The 25,731-nt window shown below is 76.0% G+C and carries 27 protein-coding genes; 16 read left to right on the top strand and 11 right to left on the bottom strand.

From position 1 onward, the window contains the following. The first annotated feature begins 567 nt into the window (after positions 1 to 567). From pqqA to ACZ4M8_RS24855, 5 genes are all read left to right on the top strand, one after another. Positions 568 to 744: a pyrroloquinoline quinone precursor peptide PqqA gene (pqqA, locus tag ACZ4M8_RS24875; protein ID WP_467610843.1), complete on the top strand. Its 177-nt coding sequence runs from the start codon at positions 568 to 570 to the stop codon at positions 742 to 744. A 254-nt stretch (positions 745 to 998) separates the two neighbouring features. After that, the gene (gene pqqC / locus ACZ4M8_RS24870; RefSeq protein WP_467610841.1) at positions 999 to 1,754 is read left to right on the top strand and encodes a pyrroloquinoline-quinone synthase PqqC; all 756 of its coding nucleotides are present in this window, start codon (positions 999 to 1,001) and stop codon (positions 1,752 to 1,754) included. Next, entirely contained in the window at positions 1,751 to 2,008 is a 258-nt protein-coding gene (gene pqqD, locus ACZ4M8_RS24865; protein WP_467610839.1) for a pyrroloquinoline quinone biosynthesis peptide chaperone PqqD, read from the top strand. The genes pqqC and pqqD overlap by 4 nt, the downstream gene beginning before the upstream one ends. After that, positions 2,005 to 3,300 (top strand): pyrroloquinoline quinone biosynthesis protein PqqE, encoded by a 1,296-nt coding sequence (gene pqqE / locus ACZ4M8_RS24860; RefSeq protein WP_467610837.1) that lies wholly within the window; start codon positions 2,005 to 2,007, stop codon positions 3,298 to 3,300. The genes pqqD and pqqE overlap by 4 nt, the downstream gene beginning before the upstream one ends. Then, entirely contained in the window at positions 3,300 to 4,325 is a 1,026-nt protein-coding gene (locus tag ACZ4M8_RS24855) for a chitinase (protein WP_467610835.1), read from the top strand. The genes pqqE and ACZ4M8_RS24855 overlap by 1 nt, the downstream gene beginning before the upstream one ends. Positions 4,326 to 4,436: 111 nt before the next feature. Here ACZ4M8_RS24855 and ACZ4M8_RS24850 read toward each other — a convergent pair whose 3' ends face one another. The 3 genes from ACZ4M8_RS24850 to ACZ4M8_RS24840 form a co-directional block, all read right to left on the bottom strand. Then, on the bottom strand, positions 4,437 to 4,622 hold the full coding sequence (locus ACZ4M8_RS24850) for a hypothetical protein (RefSeq protein WP_399095571.1): 186 nt from the start codon (positions 4,620 to 4,622) through the stop codon (positions 4,437 to 4,439). Positions 4,623 to 4,822: 200 nt separating this feature from the next. Next, a complete protein-coding gene (locus tag ACZ4M8_RS24845) occupies positions 4,823 to 5,695 on the bottom strand; it encodes an undecaprenyl-diphosphate phosphatase (protein ID WP_467610833.1) in 873 nt (290 codons plus the stop codon). A gap of 165 nt (positions 5,696 to 5,860) precedes the next feature. Then, positions 5,861 to 6,562: a TVP38/TMEM64 family protein gene (locus ACZ4M8_RS24840; RefSeq protein WP_467610831.1), complete on the bottom strand. Its 702-nt coding sequence runs from the start codon at positions 6,560 to 6,562 to the stop codon at positions 5,861 to 5,863. Positions 6,563 to 6,707: 145 nt separating this feature from the next. Between ACZ4M8_RS24840 and ACZ4M8_RS24835 the strand changes: the two genes are divergently transcribed. Further along, on the top strand, positions 6,708 to 7,562 hold the full coding sequence (locus tag ACZ4M8_RS24835; RefSeq protein ID WP_467610829.1) for a spermidine synthase: 855 nt from the start codon (positions 6,708 to 6,710) through the stop codon (positions 7,560 to 7,562). A 43-nt stretch (positions 7,563 to 7,605) separates the two neighbouring features. Here the strand turns inward: ACZ4M8_RS24835 and ACZ4M8_RS24830 are convergent, their stop codons facing one another. Beyond that, on the bottom strand, positions 7,606 to 8,886 hold the full coding sequence (locus ACZ4M8_RS24830) for an MFS transporter (protein WP_467611307.1): 1,281 nt from the start codon (positions 8,884 to 8,886) through the stop codon (positions 7,606 to 7,608). Between the two features lie 176 nt (positions 8,887 to 9,062). Between ACZ4M8_RS24830 and ACZ4M8_RS24825 the strand changes: the two genes are divergently transcribed. Together ACZ4M8_RS24825 and ACZ4M8_RS24820 are read left to right on the top strand one after the other, a co-directional pair. Beyond that, entirely contained in the window at positions 9,063 to 9,518 is a 456-nt protein-coding gene (locus tag ACZ4M8_RS24825) for a DUF4442 domain-containing protein (RefSeq protein WP_467610827.1), read from the top strand. A 209-nt stretch (positions 9,519 to 9,727) separates the two neighbouring features. Next, positions 9,728 to 10,390, top strand: coding sequence for a DedA family protein (locus ACZ4M8_RS24820; protein WP_467610825.1), 663 nt, complete (start codon positions 9,728 to 9,730; stop codon positions 10,388 to 10,390). 56 nt (positions 10,391 to 10,446) lie between these two features. On the opposite strand, the gene ACZ4M8_RS24815 is transcribed toward ACZ4M8_RS24820, so the two are convergent. Together ACZ4M8_RS24815 and ACZ4M8_RS24810 are read right to left on the bottom strand one after the other, a co-directional pair. Then, a complete protein-coding gene (locus tag ACZ4M8_RS24815) occupies positions 10,447 to 10,656 on the bottom strand; it encodes a hypothetical protein (protein WP_467610823.1) in 210 nt (69 codons plus the stop codon). A gap of 118 nt (positions 10,657 to 10,774) precedes the next feature. Beyond that, positions 10,775 to 11,671, bottom strand: coding sequence for an NADP-dependent oxidoreductase (locus ACZ4M8_RS24810; RefSeq protein WP_467610821.1), 897 nt, complete (start codon positions 11,669 to 11,671; stop codon positions 10,775 to 10,777). A gap of 70 nt (positions 11,672 to 11,741) precedes the next feature. Here ACZ4M8_RS24810 and ACZ4M8_RS24805 point away from each other — a divergent pair, with 70 nt between their 5' ends. The 4 genes from ACZ4M8_RS24805 (at position 11,742) to ACZ4M8_RS24790 (ending at position 14,632) form a co-directional block, all read left to right on the top strand. After that, entirely contained in the window at positions 11,742 to 12,311 is a 570-nt protein-coding gene (locus tag ACZ4M8_RS24805) for a TetR/AcrR family transcriptional regulator (protein WP_467610819.1), read from the top strand. A 65-nt stretch (positions 12,312 to 12,376) separates the two neighbouring features. Then, positions 12,377 to 12,907, top strand: coding sequence for a gamma carbonic anhydrase family protein (locus ACZ4M8_RS24800; RefSeq protein WP_467610817.1), 531 nt, complete (start codon positions 12,377 to 12,379; stop codon positions 12,905 to 12,907). Positions 12,908 to 13,024: 117 nt separating this feature from the next. Continuing rightward, a complete protein-coding gene (locus ACZ4M8_RS24795; RefSeq protein WP_467610815.1) occupies positions 13,025 to 13,822 on the top strand; it encodes an acyltransferase in 798 nt (265 codons plus the stop codon). A 264-nt stretch (positions 13,823 to 14,086) separates the two neighbouring features. Beyond that, a complete protein-coding gene (locus ACZ4M8_RS24790) occupies positions 14,087 to 14,632 on the top strand; it encodes a YbaK/EbsC family protein (protein WP_467610813.1) in 546 nt (181 codons plus the stop codon). A gap of 6 nt (positions 14,633 to 14,638) precedes the next feature. On the opposite strand, the gene ACZ4M8_RS24785 is transcribed toward ACZ4M8_RS24790, so the two are convergent. The 3 genes from ACZ4M8_RS24785 to ACZ4M8_RS24775 all read right to left on the bottom strand — a co-directional run bounded on the left by ACZ4M8_RS24785 (position 14,639) and on the right by ACZ4M8_RS24775 (position 16,533). Continuing rightward, entirely contained in the window at positions 14,639 to 15,133 is a 495-nt protein-coding gene (locus ACZ4M8_RS24785; RefSeq protein WP_467610811.1) for a GNAT family N-acetyltransferase, read from the bottom strand. Positions 15,134 to 15,185: 52 nt separating this feature from the next. Further along, the gene (locus ACZ4M8_RS24780) at positions 15,186 to 15,593 is read right to left on the bottom strand and encodes a CoA-binding protein (RefSeq protein WP_467610809.1); all 408 of its coding nucleotides are present in this window, start codon (positions 15,591 to 15,593) and stop codon (positions 15,186 to 15,188) included. 166 nt (positions 15,594 to 15,759) lie between these two features. Then, a complete protein-coding gene (locus ACZ4M8_RS24775; protein ID WP_467610807.1) occupies positions 15,760 to 16,533 on the bottom strand; it encodes a type VII secretion system-associated protein in 774 nt (257 codons plus the stop codon). 237 nt (positions 16,534 to 16,770) lie between these two features. Here ACZ4M8_RS24775 and ACZ4M8_RS24770 point away from each other — a divergent pair, with 237 nt between their 5' ends. From ACZ4M8_RS24770 to ACZ4M8_RS24760, 3 genes are all read left to right on the top strand, one after another. Next, a complete protein-coding gene (locus ACZ4M8_RS24770; protein WP_467610805.1) occupies positions 16,771 to 17,397 on the top strand; it encodes a YigZ family protein in 627 nt (208 codons plus the stop codon). A gap of 130 nt (positions 17,398 to 17,527) precedes the next feature. Further along, complete coding sequence (locus ACZ4M8_RS24765; protein ID WP_467610803.1) at positions 17,528 to 18,694, top strand: exonuclease SbcCD subunit D; 1,167 nt, start codon at positions 17,528 to 17,530, stop codon at positions 18,692 to 18,694. Next, on the top strand, positions 18,691 to 21,789 hold the full coding sequence (locus tag ACZ4M8_RS24760) for an AAA family ATPase (protein WP_467610801.1): 3,099 nt from the start codon (positions 18,691 to 18,693) through the stop codon (positions 21,787 to 21,789). The genes ACZ4M8_RS24765 and ACZ4M8_RS24760 overlap by 4 nt, the downstream gene beginning before the upstream one ends. A 142-nt stretch (positions 21,790 to 21,931) precedes the next feature. On the opposite strand, the gene ACZ4M8_RS24755 is transcribed toward ACZ4M8_RS24760, so the two are convergent. Next, positions 21,932 to 22,432, bottom strand: a complete 501-nt coding sequence (locus tag ACZ4M8_RS24755) for a GNAT family N-acetyltransferase (RefSeq protein ID WP_467610799.1) — start codon at positions 22,430 to 22,432, stop codon at positions 21,932 to 21,934. Positions 22,433 to 22,600: 168 nt separating this feature from the next. Here ACZ4M8_RS24755 and pqqB point away from each other — a divergent pair, with 168 nt between their 5' ends. After that, complete coding sequence (gene pqqB / locus ACZ4M8_RS24750; RefSeq protein ID WP_467610797.1) at positions 22,601 to 23,536, top strand: pyrroloquinoline quinone biosynthesis protein PqqB; 936 nt, start codon at positions 22,601 to 22,603, stop codon at positions 23,534 to 23,536. Between the two features lie 54 nt (positions 23,537 to 23,590). On the opposite strand, the gene ACZ4M8_RS24745 is transcribed toward pqqB, so the two are convergent. Further along, complete coding sequence (locus tag ACZ4M8_RS24745) at positions 23,591 to 25,090, bottom strand: amidase (RefSeq protein ID WP_467610795.1); 1,500 nt, start codon at positions 25,088 to 25,090, stop codon at positions 23,591 to 23,593. Positions 25,091 to 25,731: the final 641 nt, after the last annotated feature.

Here is a 25,731-nt window from a genome sequence, read left to right as displayed (position 1 = left end):
GGCCCACCCACCGGCTCGGACCGCATCCGGCCCCGGCCCGCCCCCGCCCGTGAGTGGCCCGCGCACCGGATCCGGCAACTCCGGCCCCGCGCCCGCCCGCTGACGTACCGCCGCACTCACCCGGAAACGGCGCGGTCGCCCGGTGGGGGCGGCCTCCTCGTCGACGGATTCACCGCCGATCGGAATCCGCGGCACGGCCCCGCGGTGTTCCCCGGAAATCCCGCCCGACCAGGTGCGTTGCCCGGCAGGAGGGGAGTGCGGACGGCGTCCCGAGGGGAGATGGACCGGACCAATGGTGTTCCGCCCCATTGACTCCGGCACGCGTCGGCGGTGATTCTGCGGTGCGGTACGGAGCGTCACGGCGTGGCGGTGCACCGGGCATGCGCCGGTCGGCCGGGGCGGTGCCGTACCGAAGGCGGAAGCGCCGTAACTCTCCTGTTCGAGCAGGGGAGTTACGTGAATTCCGGGTGTCGGTGCCGTGGCCGGTGCGGGCGGCGTCCGGGGGGTGCCGCCGCCGTGTCCGAAACTCTCCGTTCCCCCACGACCTGCCAGCGAAGGGCGGACCCCATGACCAGCCAGACCGTACGGACCCCGCAGACGACGGACACCCCGTCCACCTCGGCCCCGCAGTCCGCGCCCCGTCCGCACGGTGTCGCCGTCCGGCCCGCGACCTGGGCCACCCCCGGCTACACCGTGATCGACACCGCGCTCGAAGTCACCGCGTACCGCCTCGCCGACCGCTGACCCCACCGGCCGAGAACCGCCGCTGACCGGCCCGGACACCGCGCGTCCCGGTGGGTGCGCCCGGAGCCGGGGCGGCGGCCGCATCCACGGCGCCTGGGCGCGTGCCCCGGCCCGGCCGGGCACGCGTCCACCCGGAACGCCCCCTCACCCCCACCCACCCCGCGCACCGCCGCCCGCGCAGGCCGGCGCGCGGCGCCCCGTCCGGGCGTCCGCCGCAGGAGCGCCGCCGCGGCGGAAGGGACGGAGATCGCGCCATGAACGGCCCACAGGGAGACCCGACCCCCGACCACTGCGTACCTCCGGCGGCGCGGGCCTCCTTCGAGGAGCGCCTGCGCACCGTCGCCCGCGAGCACTACCACGACCGTCATCCCTTCAACGTACGTATGCACGAAGGAGAGTTGACGCCGGACGAGCTGCGCCGCTGGATCCGTAACCGCTTCCACTACCAGCGGCACATCCCCGTCAAGGACGCGCTGATCACCGCCAAGCTCGGCACACCCGAACTGCGCCGGATGTGGCTGCGGCGGATCCGCGACCACGACGGCGACCGCGAGGGCGAGGGCGGCATCGAGCGCTGGCTGCGGCTCGGCGAGGCCGCCGGAATCGACCGCGCCGTGCTGCTCGACGAGTCGGGGGTACTGCCCGGCGTCCGCCTCGCCGTCGAGGGCTATGTCAACTTCTGCCGGCTGCGCTCCCCGCTGGAGGCGGTCGCCGCCTCCCTCACCGAACTCTCCGCCCCGGACATCATGCGCACCCGCATCGGCGCCTTCGAGCGCCACTACCCGTGGATCGAACGGGACGGCCTGACCTACTTCCACGACCGGCAGGACCAGGGCAGCCGCGACAGCAAGGAAGCCCTCGCCCTCGTCCTCGACGGCGCCCGGACCGAGGCGGACCAGGACCGCGCCGTCGCCGCCCTCACCTTCAAGTGCGAGGTGCTCTGGTCGCTCCTCGACGCCGTCGAACGCGGGGGCCGCCCGGCCGCCGGCGGACCCGGAGCGCGGGCATGACCACCTGGCGTCCGGGCCCCGCCCCCGGCGTCCTCCTCCGCGCCGACCCGGTCCGCGGCGTCGACCTGCTGCTCCTGCCCGAACGTGTCGTGGTGCTGGAGGGTTCGGCGGGTGAGGTGCTGCGGCTCTGCGACGGCACCCGCGACGTCCCGCGGATCGTCCGGGAGCTGAGCGCCCGCCACCCCGAGGCGCCGGTCGCCGACGAGGTGCCCGCCTTCCTCGACCGCGTACGTAAGGAGGGCTGGCTGCGATGACCGCACCGCACCCCCCGGAGCCCGCGCCGCCCGCCTCCGTCGCCGGACCCCCACCGGGCGCCCCCGCCGCCGGGCATGGATCCGCGCCGGACACCGGCCCGCGCACCCCCGGCCCCGGCACCCCGGAAGCCGCCGCCCGGCCCGCCCGTACGGATACCGGCCCGGCCCCCGCCGCCCCCGCACCGCCGCCGCCCTGGGCGCTCCTCGCCGAGCTGACCCACGGCTGCCCGCTGCACTGCACCTACTGCTCCAACCCCCTCGAACTCACCCGGCGCAGCGCGGAGCTGACGCTCGCCGAGTGGCAGGACGTCTTCCGGCAGGCCGCCGCCCTCGGCGTCGTCAGCACCCACCTCTCCGGCGGCGAACCGCTGCTCCGCCCCGACCTCACCGGCATCGTCGCCGCGGCCGACGGGGCGGGCATCCACACCCAGCTGATCACCAGCGGCATCGGCCTGACCCGGGACCGGCTGGCCGCCCTCACCGACGCCGGACTGCGCAGCGTCCAGCTCTCCGTCCAGCACGCCGACGCGGCTGCCGGGGACCGGATCGCCGGACGCCGCCGCGCGCACGCCGCGAAGGAACGCGCCGCCGCCGTCGTCACCGACGCCGGACTGCCGCTCGGCCTCAACGTCGTCCTGCACCGCCACAACCTCGCCGCCCTCGACGCGCTCATCGACCTCGCCCCCGCCTGGGGCGCCGGACGCATCGAACTCGCCAACACCCAGTTCTACGGCTGGGCCCTCCTCAACCGGGCCGAACTGCTGCCCTCGCGCGCGCAGCTGGCCGAGGCGGAGGAGACCGTACGCCGCCGCAGGCAGGAGCTGGACGGCCGGGTCGAGGTGATCTGGGTCGTCCCCGACCACTTCGACGGCACCGCCAAACCCTGTATGGGCGGCTGGGGCGCCGTCTCCCTCACCGTCACCCCCGACGGCACCGTCCTGCCCTGCCCGGCGGCCGCCGCCCTCCCCGGACTCGACCCGCCCGGCGTCCGCGACCGCCCGCTGCGCTGGATCTGGGAACGCTCCCCGGCCTTCGCCCGCTACCGCGGCACCGACTGGATGCGCGAGCCCTGCCGCAGCTGCGCCCTGCGCGAACGGGACTTCGGCGGCTGCCGCTGCCAGGCGTACGCCCTCACCGGGGACGCCGCCGCCACCGACCCGGCGTGCCGCCACTCCCCGCACCACACCCTCGTCCGCGACCTGGTGGACGCGCCCGCGCCCCCCACCACCGCGCTGGGCCGCCCCCGGCGGCCCGGCCACCCGTCCCCGTCCCGCGAAGTGGAGACCTCCTGATGGATCGCGCCACACCCCCCACCCGCCGCCGCGCCCTGGCCGGCGCCGTGGCCGCGACGCTCCTGGCCACCGCCGCCACGGCGGGCGCCGCCGGCACCTCCGCCGCCGCGCCGCCCGCGCACCCCCCGAAGGCCGCCCCGCCGATGGCCGCCGCGCCCTACGAGTACCTCGGCTGGGGCGACCCGCAGCCGCCCGCCGAGGTGATGAAGGCGACCGGCATCAAGTGGTTCACCCTCGCCTTCATCCTCTCCGACGGCGGCTGCAACCCCGCCTGGGACGGCGACCGGCCGCTGACCGGCGGCAGCGACGCCGAGGCCATCGAGACGATCCGCGCGAACGGCGGCGACGTCGTCATCTCCGCCGGCGGCTGGAGCGGCAACAAGCTCGGCGAGAAGTGCACCAGCGCGGACGCCCTGGCCGGCGCCTACCAGAAGGTCATCGACGCCTACCACCTCAAGGCCCTCGACATCGACATCGAGGACACCGAGATGAGCAACGCCACCGTCCGCCAGCGCGTCGTCGACGCCCTGAAGAAGGTCAAGGACGCCAACAAGGGGCTCGTCACCTACGTCACCATGGGCACCACGCCCGAGGGCCCGACCGACGAGGGCAAGGACCTCATCCGCCGCGGTGCGAAGGCGGGACTGGACAACGACGGCTGGGTGATCATGCCGTTCGACTTCGGCAGCCACAGCGGCACCATGGGTGAGGCCACCGTCAGCGCCCTCGACGGTCTCGCCGCCGACGTCAAGGCGGCCTACGGCTACAGCGACGACGACGCCTACCGCAGGATCGGCGTCTCCTCCATGAACGGCCACACCGACGAGGCCGACGAGAACGTCACCCTCGACGACTTCACGACCATCCTCGACTACGCCCGCACCCACCACCTCGCCCGCTTCGCCTACTGGGCCGTCAACCGCGACCGCCCCTGCGGCTCCGGCGGCAGCGACGGCGACAGCTGCAGCGGCGTGGACCAGGAGCCCTACGCGTACACCAAGATCGTGGCGCAGTACGAAGGATGACGGGCCGGGTCCGACGGACCCGGGACGAGAGAGCGGCGGCCCCCGGAACACCCGGGGGCCGCCGCGCCTCCGCGGACCGTCACCGAACTGACGCCCTGTCAGGACCGCTCGTCACGCCGCCTCGACGACCTCCGCGCGCACCGCGTGCGTCCAGGTCTCCAGCAGCGTCGCGTACTCCGTCATGTCCTGCGCCGTCCAGGTCCAGCTGGGCCGGGCGCACACGAAACGGCGGATCGCGTCGTTGGCCTCGGAGGCAGGGGCGAGGGCGCCCGAAAGGGCGGAAGGAGTAGGGGACATGGCAAACATGCTAGGGGCAGCCACTGACAATGCCTCACCCCGTGCACGGCCCTCCGCGCCGCCCGGCGCCGCGCCAACCGCCCCTGATTCCCCCTCAACTCCCCGCTGACCAGCGCAAACAGCACAACGTTCGCCACCGTTCCGCTGGCCGCGTGTGTCCCTTCCCACACGCTCAGCGATCGCCGCGGGCCCCGCCGGCCTCATCCCGCCGACTCCGCCGCGTGCGGGTCGAGCGCCCCGGCGCCGATCAGCACGAACAGCGCCACGCCCAGCACGATGCGGTAGACCACGAACGGCAGGAAGCTCCTGGTGCTGATGAACTTCATGAACCACGCGATCACCGCGTAGCCCACGGCGAACGCGACGACCGTGGCGAGCAGGGTCGGGCCCCACGCGACGTGCCCCTCGCCCGCATCCTTCAGCTCGTAGAGACCCGAGGCGAGGACGGCGGGGACGGCCAGCAGGAAGGAGTAACGGGCGGCGGACTCGCGGGTGTAGCCCATCAGCAGACCGCCGCTGATCGTGGCGCCGGAACGGGAGACGCCCGGGACCAGCGCCATCGCCTGGCAGACGCCGTAGACCAGGCCGTCGCGGACGCTCAACTCGGTGAGGTCCTTGCGGCGGGCGGCCGCGCGGTGGCGTCCGCCGTGCTCCGCCCGCGCCGCCCGCCGGTCGGCGAAGCCCAGGACGAGCCCCAGCACGATCAGCGTGGTGGCGATCAGCCGCAGATCGCGGAACGGGCCCTCGACCGCGTCCTTCAGCGTCAGCCCCAGCACACCGATCGGCACCGAGCCGACGATCACCAGCCAGCCCGTGCGCGCGTCCAGGTCCCCGCGCGACCGCCGGTCGAACAGTGAGCGCGCCCACGCCGACACGATGCGCGCGATGTCGGAGCGGAAGTACAGCAGGACCGCCGCCTCGGTGCCGATCTGGGTGACGGCGGTGAACGCCGCGCCCGGATCGTGCCAGCCGGCGAACGCGGCGGTCAGCCGCAGATGCGCGCTGGAGGAGATCGGCAGGAACTCGGTCAGCCCTTGGACGAGTCCGAGGACGAAGGAAGCGAACCAGCTCATGGGGCGGCAATCCCGGGATGAGGCCGCCCGCCCCCGCGCGCCGCCGGGCGTCGGGGAAGCGGCACGGCACGGCGGACGACGAAAGCGATCATGCGGCGGCCCGAGGAACGTAACGACGGAAGGTGTACGGCGGGCCACGCCCGGACGGCCACCCGGTGACCCCCGTCAGCCGCCCTGCAGCGCCGCCCGCTTGCGCCACGCCACGGCCGCCGCCCCGACCCCGCTCACCACGATGAACGCCGTCGCGGCCAGGAACGCCGGGGAGGTGGGGGCGGTCGCCCGCGCCCCCGCGACGGTGTACGCGACGGTGTTGGGGACGCTGCCGACCGCGGTGGCCAGCAGGAACGGCGCCCACCGCATCCGGGAGACCGCGGCGCAGTAGTTGGTCCCGGAGAACGGCAGCCCCGGCAGCAGCCGGATCACCAGCATGGAACGGAAGCCGTGCTCGCTCAGCTGCCGGTCGGCGGCGGTCAGCCACCGGGCCCGCAGCGTCCGCCGCAGCGCGTCCTGGCCCAGCAGCCGCCCCAGCCCGAAGGCGAACCCCGCGCCCAGCACCGTCCCGGCGAGCGCGGCGGCGCTCCCCGAGGCGCTGCCGAAGACCGCGCCCGCCGCGAGATTGAGGACCGGCCGCGGGACGAACGCCGTGGTGCACACGCCGTACGCCAGCGCGTAGACCGCCACCGCGCCGGGCCCGGTCGGCCACCCGGGCGTTCCGCCCGTCAGCAGCCGCTGCGGCTGCCACACCACCATCGCCGCCGCCGCGCAGACCAGCACCGTCACCAGCAGCGCCAGCCGGCACCAGGGGGAGCGCAGGACACGCGCGGCGCGCGCGGCGGGACCGTCGTAGGGCGCGGCGGGTTCGAACACGTCGGGAGCGTAACCGACGGACGCGGCGCGCACCGGGCGTCCGCCGGGCCGCGCGACGGGGGCCGTCCGGCCCGGCGCGGGCCCGGTGCGTTCCCCGCCCGGGACGGGCGCCGGCGCGTTCCGTCCCGCCCGGCACAATGGGACGGTGGACGCACCCTCCGAGCCGATACCGGTCATCCGTGACGTGGACGGCGGCACCGCCCGACTCCTGCCCGACGTGGACCGGCCCCGGGCCCGGCTGCTGACCGTCGACGGCGCCCCGCAGTCGTACGTGGACCTCGACGACCCCGAGCACCTGGAGTTCGAGTACGTCCGCCGCCTCGCGCACGTCCTGGACGAGATCGCCCCGCCCGGGGAGCCGCTCGACGTGCTGCACCTCGGCGGCGGCGCGATGACCCTGCCGCGCTACACCGCGGCCACCCGCCCCGGCTCCCGCCAGCACGTCGTCGAGGCCGACCGGGGACTGCTCGCCCTCGTCGCCGACGAGCTGCCGCTCCCCGCCGGCAGCGGCATCACCGTGCGCGCGGACGACGCCCGCCGGGCGCTGGAGGCGGCGCCCGCGGGCTCCGCGGACCTCGTCATCGGCGACGTCTTCGGCGGCTCGCGGGTCCCCGCGCACCTCACCACCGTCAGCTACGCCCGCGCGGTCGCCCGGGTGCTGCGCCCCGGCGGGGTGTACGCGGCGAACCTCGCCGACGGCGCGCCGTTCACCTTCCTGCGCGGCCAGCTCGCCGGCGCCGCCGCGGTCTGGCCGGAGACGGCGCTGATCGCCGAACCGTCCGTGCTCCGTGGCCGCCGCTTCGGCAACACCGTCCTGGTCGCCTCCGCCGCCCCGCTGCCGCTGGCCGCGCTGACCCGCCGCGCGGCCGGTGACGCCTTCCCCGCCCGGGTGACGCACGGCGCCGCCCTGCACCGGCTGACCGGCGACGCCACCCCCGTCCAGGACGCCGACGCGGTCGCCTCGCCCGAGCCGCCCGAAGGCGCGTTCAGCATCGGCTGATGCGGGCGGGGCGCACCGGCGGCCCGCCCGGTGCTCCGCCGCCTCAGCCCGCCGCCGGGCTCTCCGCCGCCGGCGGCGCCCCGTCCGCCGCGCCGCCGCCCGCCGCCCCGTCCGGCGCCCGCCGGGCCAGCCGCCGTACGTCCGGGACGCACAGCACCGCCGCGGTGAGCAGCGCGACCACACCGGCGCACCCCCACAGTGCGGCCCGGAGGCCGACGGCGTCCTGTACGGGACCGGCGAGCGCGGTGGCGAGCGGAACCCCGGCGAGCGAGCCCAGCCAGTCGTACGAGGAGACGCGGGAGAACTTCTCCTCCGGGATCTCCTGGTGCAGCGCCGTCATCCACGCCACCGAGAACACCTCGACGGACACGCCCGTCAGGCCCATCACCACGGTCAGCCACGCGGCGGGCAGCGGCACCGCCAGCGCCGCCGACGGCAGGGCCAGCGGGAAGACGCAGAGTGAACCGGTCAGCAGCGGGCGGCGGGGCCGGTAGCGGGTCATCAGCAGCGCCCCGGCCACGGTGCCCGCGCCGAACGCGCCGAGCGCCATGCCCCAGGGCCCCGGTCCGCCCAGATGCGCCTCGGCGACCAGCGGACCGTAGACCGCCTCCGCCGCCGCGATCACCGCGTTGACCACGGAGAACTGCACCACCACCGACCACAGCCAGGGCCGGGAGACCACCTCGCGCCAGCCGTCGCGCAGCGCCCGCACCATGCCTTCCCCGCTCGCGCGCGGCGGCACCCCGCTCACGTCGAGGAGGGCGCGCAGCGCCCCGGCGCAGGCGAAGGCCGCGGCGTCGGCGGCGAGCACCCAGCCCGGACCGACGGCCGCGATCAGCGCGCCGCCGAGCGCGGCGCCGCCGATGTTCGCGCCGTTCAGGCCCATCCGGAACACCGCGAACGCCCGCCCGGAGTCCTCCGCGGAGACACTGGCGAGCACCATGCCCTCCGAGGCGGGCGCGAAGAACGCCTGCCCGGTGCCGCCCAGCGCCGCGAGCACCGCCATCTGCCACAACCGCGGCTCACCGGTCAGCACCAGCAGCGCGAAGGCGCCCTGCGAGAAGCAGCTGAGGACGTTGGCCGCGACCATCACCCGGTGCCGCGGCAGCCGGTCCGCGAGCGCCCCGCCGACCAGGATCAGCGCGATCAGCGGGACCGTACGGGCGGCGGCGACCAGGCCCACGTCGGTCGCGGAGCCGCCCGCCCCCAGCACGGCGAACGCGGTGGCGATCAGCGCGCCGGAGTGGCCGAGTCCGGAGACGACGGCGGCGGCCGTGAGGATCGTGTAGTTCCGCCCCGCCCAGGCGGGCCGGCCCGCTCTCACCGCCGCCCCGCCACCGCGGCCGGGCGTACGGGGCCGGGGCCGGGGGAGCGGTGCGGGCGGGGTCTCCCGGTCGGCTGCGGAGCGGTCGTCGTCATGGGCATCCACGATAGGCGGATGCCGCGACGGCTCAGGTCAGGGCCTTCCGCACCAAGCTACTCACAGGTAACATGCCGCTCATGTCTTCCGAGTCCCTGCCGTCCATCGGCGAGATGATGGCGGCCTCCGTGCCGATGGTCCGCACCCTCAACCTCGAATTCACCGAGACCACGGCCGAGCGCGCCGTCGTCCGCCTGCCCGACCAGCCCGCCTTCCACAACCACGTCGCCGGGCCGCACGCCGGGGCGATGTTCACCCTCGCCGAGTCCGCGAGCGGCGCGATCGTCATGACCGCCTTCGGCTCCGAGCTGCACCGTGCGGTGCCGCTCGCCGTCGGCGCCGAGATCGGCTACAAGAAGCTCGCCAAGGGGCCCGTCACCGCCACCGCGCAGCTCGGCCGCCCCGCCGCCGAGGTGATCGCCGACCTCGACGCCGGAGCGCGCCCCGAATTCCCCGTGAACGTCACGCTCACCCGCGAGGACGGCGCGGTGACGGGCGAGATGTCCATCGTCTGGACCCTCCGCCCGAACGGCTGAGCCCGCCCGGCCGCGGGGCGCGCGGGGCCGCGCCGTCCGCCCCGCGCGCCGGCGTTCCTCCGCGCGTTCGCGCCACCGCCTCCGTCCGGCTCGTTCGAGTACGCTTCCCGGACGCGCCCATCCGGCGCGCCGGGGGAATCGGACGCACCGGTTTCGGTGACACCGGGCAGCGGCCCACGGGGGCCCGACACCATGCGGAGGAAGCGGCTTTGCATATCCAGGAGTGGCTGGCGACGGTTCCGGCCATCAGTGTGTATCTCCTGGTCGGAGTGGTCATCGGGGTGGAGAGCCTGGGCATTCCGCTGCCGGGTGAGATCGTCCTCGTCAGCGCGGCGATCCTGTCCGCGACCCAGGACCACATCGACCCGTTCGTCCTGGGCGCCTGCGCGTCGGCCGGCGCGATCATCGGTGACTCCATCGGCTATCTCATCGGCCGCAAGGGCGGTCAGCCGCTGCTGGACTGGGCGGGGCGGAAGTTCCCCAAGCACTTCGGGCCCGACCATGTGGCGATGGCCGAGGAGAAGTTCGACAAGTGGGGCATGTGGGCGGTCTTCATCGGCCGGTTCATCGCCCTGCTGCGGATCTTCGCCGGTCCGCTGTCCGGCGTGCTGAAGATGCCGTACTGGAAGTTCCTCATCGCCAACGTCCTGGGCGGCATCGTCTGGGCGGGCGGCACCACCGCCCTCCTCTACAGCGTCGGCGTCGTCGCCGAGCCGTGGCTCAAGCGGTTCTCCTACTGGGGGCTGGCCGCCGCCGTGCTCTTCGGCATCGGCTCGTTCCTCCTCATGAAGCAGCGGGCGAAGAAGGCCGCCGCCGCGCGTGAGGCGGCGAAGGAGGAGGAAGCGGCGGCGGTCGGCGCGAGCACCGACTGACCCTTCCCCCGTACAGCGTTCCGGCCCGGTGGCAGCTGCCACCGGGCCGGTGCCGTTCAGCGGGTGAACCAGATGTCGGGACCGCCCTCCCGCCATTCGCAGACCCCGGCGTCGTCCCAGATCAGCTCCGTCGCGGGGAATCCGGCGCGGCGCAGGATCGCGGCGATGTCGCCCGGCCGCCGGGCCCGCCCGATGTCCTGCCCGTGGAGCGTGACGCGACGGCCGCCCGCACAGGGCGGGTGCACGATAACGGGTACGCGGTCCATGGCCTCAGCCTGCCCGCCACCGCCCTTGATCGCATGCCGGGGGTGCGGGCCGCGTCACCGTGGGTGAGGGCGCCGGCCGCCCCGCTTCCCCGCCCGCGGGGGCGCCGCGCCGGGTGGCTCAGACGACGATGACCCGCCGGCCCCGGGTATGACCGGCCTGACTGTCGATGTGCGCCGCCGCGGCCCCGGCGAGCGGGTACGCCTTCTCGACCGGGATGTGCAGTGCGCCCCGCGCGAGCAGGGCGACGGTCTCGGCGAGCGCGTCCGGCACGCTTCCGGCCGTTCCGGAGAACCGGACGCCGAACCGGGCCGCGTCCAGGTCCGCGATGGAGAGCACCTTCCGCGGATCCCCGGTCAGCTCCACCAACTCGTCGAGCACGCCCGCCCCGGCCAGATCGAGCGCCGCGTCGATACGACGGCCGAGCCGCCGCACCCGCCCGGCCCAGCCCTCGCCGTACGTCGTGGCGAGGGCGCCCAGATCGCGCAGGTAGTCCTGGTTCGCGGCGCCGGCGGTGCCGATCACCGTGATGCCGCGGTCGCGGGCGATCTGCAGCACCGCCGAGCCGACGCCGCCGGACGCGCCGCTGACCAGCAGCGTCTGCCCGGGGACCACTCCGACCTCGCGGAGCAGCCGCAGCGCTGTCTCCATCACGGACGGGTACCCGGCCGCCTCCTCGAACGTCAGCCCCTCGGGCATCCGGGCCCACGCCGTCAGCACGGCGTGCTCGGCGTAGGTGTTCTCCCCCTCGCCGAACACCCGGTCGCCGACCGCGACGCCGGTGACGCCCGCGCCGACCTCGTCCACCACCCCGGCGGCGTCCAGCCCGACACCGGAGGGCAGCGCGACGGGATGGGCCTTGAGGGACTGGCCCTCGCGGATCCGCCAGTCGACGGGGTTCACCCCCGCCGCCCGCACGGCGATCCGTATCCGGCCGGGGCCCGCGTGGGGCTCCTCGGCGTCTTCCAGGCGGAGCACGTCCGGTCCGCCGAACTCGGCAAAACTCACTCGCTTCATGCGGCAGAACGTAACACTAATCGTTAGTGTTTTGGAACGGTTATGGATTCGCATTTGGTAGCGTCACCGCATGAACGAGCCGTCCGGACGCCGCGAACGCAAGAAGGCCGCCACCCGGCAGAAGATCGCCGACGCCGCCCTCCGCCTCTTCCTGGAGCGCGGATACGACGCGGTGGGCATCCGTGAGGTGGCCGCCGAGGCCGACGTCGCCGTCACCACGCTCTTCTCCCACTTCGCCTCGAAAGAGGCCCTCGTCTTCGAGCAGGACCAGGACTTCGAGCGGCGCCTGACCGGCGCGGTCACCGGGCGCGCCCCGCACGGCTCGCCGCTGCCCGCACTGCGCCGCGAGGTCCACGAGCTGGTACGCCACTGCACCGCGGACGGCGCCGCCCCGGTGTGGCGGATGATCGCCGCCTCACCCGCCCTGCGGGAGTACGAGGAGTCGATGCGGCTGCGCCACGCGGAAGCGCTGGCCGCCACCCTCGCCGCCGATCCGGACCTGGCCCTGACCGCGACGGCCTGCCGGGCGCTCGCCCGGTTCGTCATCGACGCCTACGCGGTCGCGCGCGAGGCGGCCGACCCGCAGACCGCGGTGGACGAGGTCTTCCGGATGATCGGGGCGGCCTGGGAAGCCGCCTGACGGACCGCCGGGCCCGTCGCCTACTGTGCACCCGGCGCGATCCGCACGGACGAAGGAGAACAGCAATGGCGCAGGGCGCACTCATCGCGGCCGTGGGCACCACCGCACCGGTCGTCGACCCGGCGGCGTTCACCGCCCCGACCTCGGTCGTGCTCGGCGAGGTCACGCTCGCCGAGCGGGCGAGCGTCTGGTACCAGACGGTGCTGCGCGCCGACTGCGGCCCGATCACCGTCGGCGCCGGGAGCAACATCCAGGACAACTGCACCGTCCACGTCGACCCCGGCTTCCCGGTGACCGTCGGCAGCGGCGTCTCGGTCGGCCACAACGCCGTCCTGCACGGCTGCACCATCGAGGACGACGTCCTGGTCGGCATGGGTGCCACCGTCCTCAACGGCGCGTACATCGGCGCCGGTTCGCTGATCGCCGCACAGGCGCTCGTCCCCCAGGGCATGGTCGTCCCGCCCGGCTCGCTGGTCGCCGGTGTCCCCGCCAAGGTCAAGCGGGAGCTGACCGACGAGGAGCGCGCGGGCATCAAGCTGAACGCCACCGTCTACCAGGACCTCGCGGCCACCCACGCCGCGTCGTTCACCGGCTGAGCGGCCCGGCCACCGGCTGAGGGCGCGGCCCCGGGCCCCGGGGCGTACGGCGGCGCGCGGCTGGGGCGAAGATCACAGGGGCGGGCCCGGCCGGGGGCCCGGCGCGCTGAGTACGGTGTGCGAGTGGTGTCGAACAAGAACGTGTTCTCCTCCCTCGCCGCCTGGCGGCGACGGGCCGCCTCGCGCGCGCTGCACCGCGGCACCCGCTGGGTGAGCCGCGCGGGAGCGGTCACCGCCGAGCGCCCCGGCCCGTACCGCTTCCGCGCCATCGGCACCGGCACCCGCCTCGCCTTCCCGCAGGGCACCGTCTTCGGTGACCCCTGGATAGCCCTGGGCGAGCACTGCATCATCGCCCAGGACGTCACCCTGACCGCCGGGATGATGCCCGACCTCGACCTGGGCCCCGACGCGATCCTCACCCTCGGCAACGGCGTCGTCCTCGGGCGCGGCAGCCATGTCATCGCCGACGTCCCCCTCACCATCGGCGACGACTGCTTCTTCGGCCCGGGTGTCTACCTCACCACCACCAACCACAGCTACGACGACCCCGAGGTGCCCGTCGGCAAGCAGTGGCCCCGCAGCGCCCCGGTCAGCATCGGGCCGGGCAGCTGGATCGGCACCGGCGCGGTCATCCTGCCCGGCGCCCGGCTCGGCCGGAACGCGGTCGTCGCGGCGGGCGCGGTGGTCCGCGGCGAGGTTCCCGACCACGCCGTCGTCGCCGGCGCCCCCGCCCGCGTCGTCCGCCGCTGGGAGGCCGGAACCGGCTGGCACCCACCGCTGCGCACCCCGGCGCCGGTACCGGTCCCCGAGGGCGTCACCCCCGAACAGCTGGTGGCGCTCTCCGCCCTGGAGCCCCCGTCCGCCCCGAAGGACGCGGGCGCCGCCCCGGACGCCCGGCCCGGCCCCACCGGGTGACCACACGGGGCGGGTCCGCGGATGACCGGGCCCACCGGGCGCGGTCACCCGGTGGGCTGAACCGGACCCGCCGAGGGCCTCCCTCCCCGGCGTCCCGCCGGTGCCCTCGTTCCCCCAGCCCTCGCGGCCGGGGGCCTCGACACCGGTGTCCCGCGCCCGCCGCGTACGCCGGGCCCCGCCCCGGGCCCACCGGCCGCCCGCTGACCAAAGACATGCCGTCAGGTGCAGGTCGGCGGCTGTTAGCTTGGCGCCATGCCCGTGCCCATGGATGCATTCAGCGAGGTCCGGCCCGCCGTCGAACGCCTGGACCTGCTCGCCGCGCCCGTCGCCGCCGCCCTGCGGAGCTGGAACGGCTCGGTTCCGGTGGAGGAGATCCGCTACGTCGACACCGACCCGGCCATCGCCGACACCGCCGTGCTCGTCGCCCACCACGGCGCGTGGCTGCTGGAGCAGTCCGCGAACTGCGTGGTCGTCGCCGGCAAGCGCGGCGGGAGCAGCACCCTCGCCGCCTGCCTGGTGCTCTCCCACACCCGCGTCGACGTCAACGGCGCCGTACGCCGCCAACTCGGCGCCCGTAAGGCGTCGTTCGCCCCCATGGACACCGCCGTCGGCGACAGCGGGATGGAGTACGGCGGCATCACCCCCATCGGGCTGCCCGCCGACTGGCCGCTGCTCGTCGACGCCGCCGTCGCCGATACGCCGTACGCGCTGATCGGCAGCGGCAGCCGCCGGGGCAAGCTCATCGTCCCCGGCAAGGCGCTGGCCGAACTCCCGCACGCCACCGTCCTCGAAGGACTGGCGACCGCCTGATCCGGCTCAGCCGCCGGACCGCCACGACCGCAGATCCACCGAGAGCGCCGTCGAGTGCGCCGCGAAGCCCAGGCTGCGGTAAAGAGGTTCGGCGGCGTCGGTGGCGTGCAGATCGACCCGGCTGACGCCCAGCTCCGCGAACCGGCCCAGCAACGCCTCCGTCACCGCCCGCGCGTACCCGCGCCCCCGGTACCGCTCGTCCGTGCAGACGCTGAAGACGAAGCCGAACCGGCCCGTGGGATGCCCGGGAGCGGGAAGCCGCTCCTCGACCGTGCCGACCGCGCACGCCGCCAGATGCGGCGCCGCCGCCCCGGACACACCGTCGACGACGTACGCCACGAACGCCTCGGGAGAGTCGGCCAACCGGCGCCGGGCCATGGCGCGCGCGTCGTCCTCCCAGGGGCCGGGCGCGTCCCGCCCGGTCATCGCGGCGAACATCGACCGGCGCAGCCGCACCAACTCGGCGGCATCCCCGGGCACGGCGGGACGCGGTGTACTCATGCCCGGACGCTACCGCCCGCCGGGTACGGCGCCGCCACCGGGCCCCGCGCCCTCAGCCTAGGCGCGGTATCTCGATCGCCGGGCAGTGGTTCATCACCATCGCGACCCCCTGGCCGCGGACCCGCTCCCACGCCGCCTCGTCCACGACGCCGAGCTGGAACCACACGCCCTTCGCCCCGATGGCCACCGCCTCGTCCGCGACCGCGCCCGCCCGCTCGGAGGCGACGAACACGTCCACCACGTCCACCGGGAACGGGATCGCCGACAGCGAGGGATAACCCCGCTCGCCGTGGACCGTCTCCGCCCGTGGATGCACCGGCACGATCCGCTTGCCGAACTGCTGCAGCGCCGCGGCGACGCCGTACGCCGCCCGTGACCTGTTCCCCGACAGGCCCACCACCGCCCAGGTGTCGCCCAGCTCCGTCAGCATGCCGCGGATCACCGCAGGATCGCCGTACATGCGCCGCCTCCCCGTCTTCCGTCCCACCGTGCCGTGGGGGAACCGCGCCCGGACGGCGGGTTCCGTACGGCCAACACCCGCCGGGCGGCCGCGATTCCCGCGCCGGACGCGGAACGCCCCGCCCGAAGGGGAAGACGGGCGGGGCGGGTTCGTGGGAGGGGGGCCGTCAGACGGCGCCGCCCCGGGCCCCGCTGCTCGCCATGGACGCCGCGACGGCGGCGGTCCGCGCCGGTTTCGGCAGACCGCCGCGCTCACCCGCCTCACCGTCCCGTACCGGCTCCGCGCCGCCCGCTCCCGTACCGGGCCGCCCGATCTCCACCGTGATCCGGTCCGGCGCGTGCTCCGCGACCGCCGTCCGGACCGCGTCCGGTTCCACCAGCATGCTCACCGCGCCCGTCGGATTGACGTACAGCGCGTGCCCGGCGGGCAGCAGCTCCAGCAGGTCCGCCACCGGGCGCCGGTCGACGAGCACCCGGCCCACCGGCTCCAGATGCTCCTCCGAGGTGTAGACGGGCACCACCGGCGTGCCCTCGGGCGACGCCGCGGGCAGCGGCGCGCCCGCCGCCGACACCAGGAACGACACCTCGGCCGCCGCCAGCGCCCGCGCCACGTCCGGCACCGGACCGTACCCCGTCGCCGCCAGCTGCACGGCGTGGTCGACCGGGTCCGTCGGCTCGGCCCAGTCCAGCATCTGCGGGGACGGCCGGTACTCCGGGTTGTCCCGCCAGTCCGCGATCTCGCCGTCCGGCCCCGAGCGCCACTGTCCGATCACCGCCCACAGCGGCGGCGGGCCCTCGCCCGTCCACGTCAGGTCCACCATGGCCAGCCAGTGATCCGGCGCCTCGCGGGCCGCCTCGACCACCTCCGGCGGCGGCTCGGGCATCGCCTCGCCCGTCACGGGCGCGCCCGCCGCCAGCGTCGTGTGTGTGTTGTCGTCCATGAAGCCTCCGCCGACCCGCCGTACGGTTCCTGGGTGCGCGAGCGGGCCCCGCGCACGAGGCCGTCGCCCCGGTCACAGTGCCCACGGGCGGCGCCCGCGTCCGCCCGACGCACCGCAACACCCGCCCGGATACGCCGCCTGGACGCGCCCCGGGCCCCCGGACGGCGGACACCGCGCCCGTACCCCCGTGCGACAGCCGGTGACCCCGGCCGCCGTGCCGCCGCATAGGCTGGGGCGATGCAGGAGCAGTACCGGACCCTCGCCCACGCCGGGGTGCACGAGATCGAGATCAACAAGTCCCGCTTCCTCTGCGCCCTCGCGCCCGTCGCGACCGAGGCCGAGGCACAGGACTTCATCGCGGCCGTCCGCAAGGAGCACCCCACCGCCCGCCACCACTGCTACGCGTACGTCCTCGGCGCCGACGGCGGCGTCCAGAAGGCCAGCGACGACGGCGAGCCGGGCGGCACCGCCGGCGTCCCGATGCTCCAGATGCTGCTGCGCCGCGAGATGCGGTACGTCGTCGCCGTCGTCACCCGCTACTTCGGCGGCGTCAAGCTCGGCGCCGGCGGGCTGATCCGCGCCTACGGCGGCGCCGTCGGCGAGGCCCTCGACACCCTCGGCACGGTCGTCCGCCGCCGCTACCGCCTCGCCACCGTCACCGTCGACCACCAGCGGGCCGGGAAACTGGAGAACGATCTGCGCGCCACCGGCCGCGTGGTGCGCGAGGTCAGCTACGGCGCCGAGGTCCGGATCGGCATCGGGCTGCCCGAGGCGGACGTCGCGGCGTTCGGCGCCTGGCTGGCGGACACCACCGCCGGCAGCGCCGTCCTGGAGCTGGGCGGCGAGGTGTACGGCGAGGCGTGAGACGGACGGCACGTCCCCGGGCGGCCGGGCGCACCGCGCGCGCCTGCGAGGATGGCCGGGTGACAGCGGACCGGCGAGGCCGCCCCGGGGCGGCGGGTGAGGGAGTGACGATGCGGGCGGGAGCGGCGTGGTGAGACTGCTGCACACCTCCGACTGGCACCTGGGACGCTCCTTCCACCGCGTGAGCCTGCTCCCCGCCCAGCGCGCCTACCTCGACCATCTCGTCGAGACCGTCACCGCCCGGGACGTCGACGCCGTCCTCGTCGCCGGTGACATCTACGACCGGGCGGTGCCGCCGCTCGCCGCCGTCGAACTGTTCGACACCGCGCTGCACCGCCTCGCCGCGCTCGGCGTCCCCACGATCATGATTTCCGGCAACCACGACTCGGCCCGCCGCCTCGGCGTCGGCGCCGGACTGATGGAGCACGGCGGCGTCCACCTGCGCACCGACCCCGAGCGCTGCGGTGAGCCGGTCCTGCTCGACGACGCCGACGGCCCGGTCGCCTTCTACGGCCTGCCCTACCTCGAACCGGCCCTCGTCCGCGACCGCCTCGGCGCCGGACGCGCGGCCCACACCGAGGTGCTGGGCGCCGCGATGGACCGGGTCCGCGCCGACCTCGCCGCCCGGCCCGCCGGGACCCGCTCCGTCGTCCTGGCGCACGCCTTCGTCACCGGCGGCGAGGTCAGCGACAGCGAACGGGACCTCACCGTCGGCGGTGTGGCGTCGGTGCCCGCCGCGGTCTTCGACGGCGTCGACTACGTCGCACTGGGCCATCTGCACGGCTGCCAGACGCTGAGCGACCGGGTCCGCTACTCCGGCTCCCCGCTCGCGTACTCCTTCTCCGAGGCGACGCACCGCAAATCGTCCTGGCTGATCGAGCTGGGCGCGGACGGCGCGGTCGCGGCGGAGCGGATCGACGCGCCCGTGCCGCGCCCGCTGGCCCGGCTGCGCGGCCGTCTGGAGACGCTGCTGGAGGACCCGGCGCTGGAGCGCCACACGGAGCACTGGGTGGAGGCGACGCTCACCGATCCGGTGCGCCCGGCGGAGCCGATGGCCCGCCTGACGGAGCGGTTCGGGCACATCCTCGCCCTCGACTTCGACCCCGACGAGCGCCCGGCGGAGACGTTCGCCTCGTACGCGCAGCGGCTGCGGGGCCGCGGGGACCAGGAGGTCGCCGAGGACTTCGTGGCGCATGTGCGCGGCGGCCGGGCGGCGGACGAGGAGGAGCGGGCGGTGTTGCGCGAGGCGTTCGAAGAGGTACGGCTGGCCGAGGCGGCGGAAGAGGTGGCGCCGTGAGGCTGCACCGGTTGACGGTGACGGCGTTCGGACCGTTCGGCGGGGTGCAGACCGTCGACTTCGACCGGCTCTCGCGCGATGGCCTGTTCCTGCTGCACGGCCCCACCGGCGCGGGCAAGACCTCCGTCCTGGACGCCGTCTGTTTCGCGCTGTACGGCTCCGTCCCCGGCGCCCGGCAGGCCGGTCAGGCGCTGCGCAGCGATCTCGCCGACCCGTCGGTGCCGACGGAGGTGGTCCTCGAACTGACCGTCGCCGGACGCCGGCTGGAGCTGACCCGGCTGCCCGAGCAGCTCCGCCCGAAGAAGCGCGGTACGGGCACGACCCGGGAGAAGGCGCAGAGCCGGCTGCGGGAGTACGTGCCGGGGCCCGGCGAGGGCGGCCGGTGGAAGGCGCTCAGCCGCTCGCACCAGGAGATCGGCGAGGAGATCGGCGGGCTGCTCGGTTTGAACAAGGAGCAGTTCTGCCAGGTGGTGCTGTTGCCGCAGGGCGATTTCGCGCGGTTCCTGCGGGCCGACGCGGAGTCCCGGGCGCGGCTGCTGGGCCGCCTCTTCGACACCCGCCGCTTCGCCGCCGTCGAGGACCGGCTCACCCTCCGGCGCAAGACCGCGGCCGAACGGGTCCGCGGCGGCGACGAACGGCTGCTGGCGCTCGCGCACCGCGCGGCGGAGGCGGCCGGCGACTGCCCGGACCTGGCGGCGCTGCCCCCGCTGCCGTCCGGCACCGTCCCGGCCGCACGGAAGGCGGGCACCACGGGCCGCCGGAGCGCACCGGAGACGGCCCCGGGTGTCCCGGGCGTCGGCGAGCCCGGGTTCGCCGCGTCCGTCCTCGTCCGCCTGGCCGTGGCGCGGGCCGCGGCGCGGGAGCGGCTGACCGTGGCCGGCTGTGCCGAGCGGTCCGCCGAGGCGGCGGAGCGCGCGGCCACCGTGGTGTGGGAGGAGGCGCAGGAGCGCGACCGGGTACGGCGCCGCCGTGACGCGGCCCGGGAGCGCGCCGCCCGCCTGGCCGCGACCGCCGACGAGGACGGCCGGGACCGGGAGCGCCTGGCGGCGGCCGGCCGGGCCGCCGAGGTGGCGCCCGTGCTGGCGTGGTGCGCGACGGCCCGGCGGGAGGCCGAGGCCGCCGCCGCCACGGAGCGGTCCCGCCGCGCCGCCCTGCCCGCCCCCCTCACCGACGCCGCACCGGACGAACTCGCCGCACGGGAGCACACCGAACGCGCCCAGCTCGGCACCCTGGCCGCGGCCCGCCGCGCGGAGGAGCGCGTCGCCGCCTTGACCGCCGAGCGGGAGGCGGCGGAGCGCGCGGGCGCCGCCGACGAGGACACCGTCGCGGAGTGCGCCGACTGGCTCGCCGGCGCCGGCGAGCGGCGGCTGGCCCTCCAGGAACGGGTGGAACGCGCCCAGGAGGCCATCGGCCGGGCGGAGGCGCTTCAGGCGGCGGTGGCCACGGCCCGCGAACGCGCGGCGGCGGCCCGCCACCGCGACGAGCTGACGGACCGGCTGGCGCGGCTGCGCGCCCTGGCGCTGACCGCGCGGGAACACTCCGCGGCGGCCCACGAACACTGGCTGGAGCGGAAGGACGCCCGGCTGCGGGGCGTCGCCGCCGAACTGGCCGCCGCGCTGAGCGACGGCGCCCCGTGCGCGGTCTGCGGCGCGACGCGGCACCCGGACCCCGCGCGCCCGGAGGAGGGGCACGTCGGCCGGGCCGAGGAGGAGGCCGCGCTCACCGCGTACCGCGAGCGCGAGGAGGCGTACCGCACGGCGGAGGGCCGGGTACGGGAGGCGGCCGGTGAACTCGCCGCCGCCACCGCCGCCGCCGGGGACGCCCCGGCGGCCGAACGCGCCACCCACGCCGAGAAGCTGGCCGCCGAGTACGCCGAGGTGCGCGCGGTGGCGGCCGGGGCGGGGCCCGCGCGGGAGGCGCTGGCGGCCGCCGAGCGGGAGGCGGAGCGGCGGCGTACGGCACGGCAGGACGCCGAGCGCCGGATCGCGGCCCGCCTCTCCCGGCGCGAGGCGCTGGAGGCGGAGGAGGCGGCGCTCGGTCAGGAGGTGGCGCTCGCCCGAGGGGAGTGCGCGAGCGTCGCGGAGCGGGCCGCGCGCGGGGAGCGGCGCGCGGCGGCGCTGGCCGCCGTCGTGGAGGCGGCGGGCGCCGCCCGTACGGCGGAGCGGCGGCTGCGGGAGGCCGAGGAGGCGCTGGCGGCGGCCGTCGCGGCGGCCGGTTTCCCGGACGCGGACGCGGTGCGGTCGGCGCAGCTGGCGGAGCCGGCCCGGCGGGAGCTGGCCGAACGGGTCCGGCACCGGGAGGCGGAAGCCGCGGCCGTGGCGGCGGAGCTGGCCGGGGCCGAGGCGGCGGCCGCGGCGGTGGAGACGGACGCGGAGGTGGATGCGGCGGACGCGTACCGCGCCGTGGAGATGGCCGCCCGGCGGCTGCGCGCGGCCACCGCCGCCCGGACCGGCGCCGCGGAGCGCTGCGCGGCGCTGGACCGGCTCTCGCGGCGGGCGGCGGCCGAGGCCCGCGCGCTCGCCCCGCTGTACGCCGAGTTCGGCGTGGTGGGCGGCATCGCCTCGCTGGTGGCGGGGACCTCCGGCGAGAACGTCCGCCGGATGCGGCTGGAGTCGTACGTGCTCGCCGCCCGTCTGGAGCAGGTCGCGGTGGTCGCGGGGGAGCGGTTGCGGCGGATGTCGGGCGGCCGCTACACCCTGGTGCACTCGGACGCGCGCAGCGCCGGGGTGCGCCGCTCCGGGCTGGGGCTGCGGGTGATCGACGCGTGGACGGGACGGGAGCGGGACACGTCGAGCCTGTCGGGCGGGGAGACGTTCTACGCCTCGCTCGCCCTGGCGCTGGGCCTGGCCGATGTGGTCACCGACGAGGCGGGCGGCACCCGCCTGGACACCCTCTTCATCGACGAGGGCTTCGGCAGCCTCGACGAGCAGAGCCTGGACGAGGTGCTGGACGTCCTCGACGGGCTGCGCGAACGCGACCGCAGCGTGGGCATCGTCAGCCATGTCGCGGACCTCAAGGGCCGTATCCCCGCTCAGCTGGAGGTCGTCAAGGACCGGTCGGGGTCGGCGGTGCGGCACCGGGGCGTGGGCGGGTAGCGGCCGCCCCCGACGGCGCGACACGACGCGGGCCGGACTCCGGGGTTCGCGGGGCACCGCCGTGGGCCGGGGCCGGTGCCCGGACTCCCGGGCCGGGCCGGTCCGCGCGCACCCGTCACGGTACGGGCCCCGTACCGCGCCGTCAGCCGGAGGGGAGCAGGACCCGCCGGTACCAGGTGCCCTCCTCCCCGCCGATGTCGGCCGGGTCCGCCGGGCCGGCCGGGTGGAAACCGGCCTTGAGCAGCACCTTCCGGGACGCGGCGTTCGCGTGGGCGACGGCCGCCCTCAGGGTGCGCAGCCCGTACCGCTCGGCCGCGAGCGGGCACAGCGCGCGGACGGTCGCGGTCGCCACACCGCGCCCGGCGACGTGCTCCGCGACGCGGTAGCCGAGCGTCGCGGTGCCGTCGGCGAGGTCCATGAGGTTGAACCGGCCGAGCACCGCGCCGTCGTCGGCGACGAGTACGTGGAAGGCGCAGACGCCCGCCTCCTGTTCGGCGAGCAGGGCGTCGAAGCGGTCGGTGAAGTGGTCGAAGTAGGCGTCGCCGCGGTCGGGGACCGAGGCGGCGAAGTAGGCGCGGTTCGCCCGCTCGAACGCGAGGACCGCCGGGGCATGGCTGCGGTGCAGCCGCATCAGCTCGGGCACCGGCCGACCCTACCCGCACCGCGCCGCCGCCCCGTGAGCCCGTGCCCGACCGCCCGTACCCGCCGGGGTGTTCGGCCGGCCCGTACGTGGGGAGGCTCCCCGGCGATCGGCGAGGCCCCGCGTCCGCGGGGCGGCGCCCGGTGCGTGCCGGAGAAGGGGAGGGTGTCGATGAGGGTGAAGGTGCTCGGGACCGCCGCGGGCGGCGGGTTCCCGCAGTGGAACTGCGGATGCGCGCTGTGCGCCCGGTGCCGCCGCGGGGAGCTGCCGCCGCGGTTCCACGACTCCGTGGCCGTCAGCGGCGACGGCCGCGACTGGTGGCTGCTGAACGCCTCACCGGACATCCGGGTGCAGCTGGAGGCGGCGGCCCTGCCGGGCGGGGGGCCGGGGCCGCGCGACACCCCGGTGCGCGGCGTCCTGCTGACCGACGCGGAGGTCGACCACACCCTCGGGCTGGCGGTGCTGCGCGGCGGGGCGGATCTGACGGTGTACGCCGCGACGCCCGTCCACACCGCGCTCACCACGGCCCTGCCGCTGCGCGGCCTGCTGGACCGTTACGCGCCCTGGCGGTGGCAGGACACCGGCGCCGGGACCGTCCCCGGGGCGGCGGCCACGGGGCGCGCCGCTCCCGCCGCCTTCCCGCTCTCCGGCGGCCTCACCGCCACCCTCCACCCGGTCGGCACGAAAGCCCCCAAGTACGTCCCGGACCCCGGCCCCGGACTCCCCTGGGTGAGCGCACTGCGGATCGAGGACCCGGCGACCGGCGGCGCGCTGCTCCACGCGCCCTGCCTCGCGACCTGGCCCGACGGGCTCGACGCCCTTCTCGCCTCGGTGACCTGCGCCTTCCTCGACGGAACGTTCTTCAGCGCCGAGGAGTTGGGGCAGGCGGTCCGCTCCCGGGACGCGGGGCAGTCGCTGATGGGCCATCTGCCGGTCGGCGGCCCCGGCGGCACCCTCGCCCGCCTCGCCCGCCATCCGGGCCTGCGCCGCCTCTACACCCACTTCAACAACACCAACCCGCTCCTGGACCCGTCCTCCGCCGCCGCCGAGGAGGTGCGGCGCGCGGGCGTGGAGATCCCGGCGGACGGCGCGGAGCTGACGGTGTGACGGCCACGGGGCCGGGGCGGACGCGACGAACCGCCCCGGCCCGTGACACCGGCGTCAGGCGGAGAACGGCGGGCGGTCACCCGCCCACGGTGCGGCCTCCTCCAGCTGGGACGCCAGCCGGAACAGCACGTCCTCCCGGCCGTGGGCCGCGATGAGCTGCACCCCGATCGGCAGGCCCTCGGCGTTGCGGTACAGGGGCAGCGAGACGGCGGGCTGGCCGGTGAGGTTGAACGGCATGGTGAAGGCGATGCCCTCGGCGACGCGCGCCACCAGCTCCATCGGCTCCCCCGCGGTCGGCGCCAGTTCACCCAGCGGCAGCGGCGGCTCGGCCGAGGTCGGCATGAGGAGTACGTCGACCTCGCTCTCCCACAGGGCGGCGGCCTCGCGCGACCACTCCTGCCACGTCTGCACACCGGAGAGCCACTGCGCCGCCGTGACCGCGCCGCCCGCCTCCGCGAGCGCCGCGTTCATCGGCTCCAGATCGCCGGGGGTGAGCTGTTCGCCGATCCGCCGCGACCACTGCTCCAGCTCCCAGGCGAGGACGGCGGCGAACACGGTCGGCAGCGTCTCGAAGAGGGCCGGGGCGTCCAGGGCGGGCGCCGCCGTCGGGGCGACGCGGTGCCCCAGCGTGCCGAGCAGCCGCGCGGTGTGCTCGACCGCCGCCACACAGTCCGCGTGCGCCGGCCCGCCGCCGCCCGGCACCACCGTACGGAAGCCGACGCGCAGCGCGCCCGGGTCGGCGCCGACCTCCTCGCGGAAGGGCCGGTGCGGGGCCGGGGCGGTGTACGGGTCGCCGGGCGCCGGGCCCGCGGTGGCGTCCAGCACCGCCGCGCAGTCGCGGACCGACCGGGTCAGGACGTGCTCGTGCGTCACCGGCCCCCAGAACTCGCCGAACCGCGGCCCCAGCGAGGTGCGGCCGCGGGTGGGCTTGAGCCCGACGAGTCCGCAGGCACCGGCGGGTATCCGGATCGACCCGGCCATGTCGTTGCCGTGCGCCACGGGGACCATGCCCGAGGCGACCGCCGCCGCCGAGCCGCCGCTCGAACCGCCGGGGGAGCGGGTCAGGTCCCACGGGTTACGGGTCGGGCCGTGGGCCAGCGGCTCCGTCGTCACGCTGGTGGCCAGCTCCGGGACGTTGGTCCGGCCGCAGATGACGAAGCCGGCGGCCCGGAAGCGCGTGGTCAGCGTCGAGTCCTCGGTGGCGCGCCAGTCGCGGTCGCGCAGCGCGCGCATCCCGCTGTGCACGGGATCGCCCGCGGAGTGGCCCAGGACGTCCTTCAGCAGCAGGGGGACGCCGCGGAAGGGGCCGTCCGGCAGCGCGGCCGAGCCCGCCGCGGCGCGGGCCTTCTCGAAGAGCGGGGTGATCACCGCGTTGAGCTTGCCGTCGAGCCGTTCGATCCGGGCGATCGCCGCCTCGACCAGCTCCGCCGGCGACAGCACGCCGCGGCGGACCAGGTCCGCCTGGGCCGTCGCGTCCAGCCAGGCGAGTTCGTCGTCCGGGACCCGCGTCCCGTCCGGTGCCCGTCCGTCGTCCGTGGCCTGATGAACCGTCATCTCTGCCTCTTCTCTCGGTCGTGCCGCCGCGCCCGCGTGGCCGCGGGCGCGGTGCCGCCCACGGTAGAGGCGCGGCGCCCGTACCCGCCGCGCCGTCCGCGCGCGGTGGCGCGCCCGGTGACGGCGCGAGCGCGCCGCTTTCCGCGGCGTGGGAGAGAGGCGCGGGATCCGGTGGCCTTTTTGTGGCCCGGGAAAAGGAAGTGCATTCCGGTGGGTGCGGTGCGCGGTGTGCCGAGTGATACGGCCGCGGGGAAATTCCGGAGAGGAATATAAGAATATTCTCGGAGCGCTCTGCGGGGCGCATTCACCGGAGCGCGGCGCGCCATTACCGGGACCAGGGTAATTCTTTATCCGGGCCCCGCGGCGCGCCGCTCGGTTCACGCCAGTCCGGTGCGCCGCCGGTCCGGCTGCCGGACACCGACCTCCGCCACACATCGCGACAATTGCCCCGTTGGCCCCCTTCCGTACGCCCGATAAGTAGCATTTACATGCTTTGCGCGCGGAGACCGGAAGGTGCGTGAACCGGCCGAGCCGCCCTGCGGAGAGCCGAGAGACCCGCAGGTGGCGAACGCCCTGAACGGAAATGCGCGGGACGGCGCGGCGGATATTCCGATACGGATCGATGATTCCCCGCAGCCTGC

It is taken from the genome of Streptomyces sp. NPDC027185, assembly GCF_055567035.1.
This window is presented reverse-complemented; position numbering and strand designations above follow the sequence as displayed.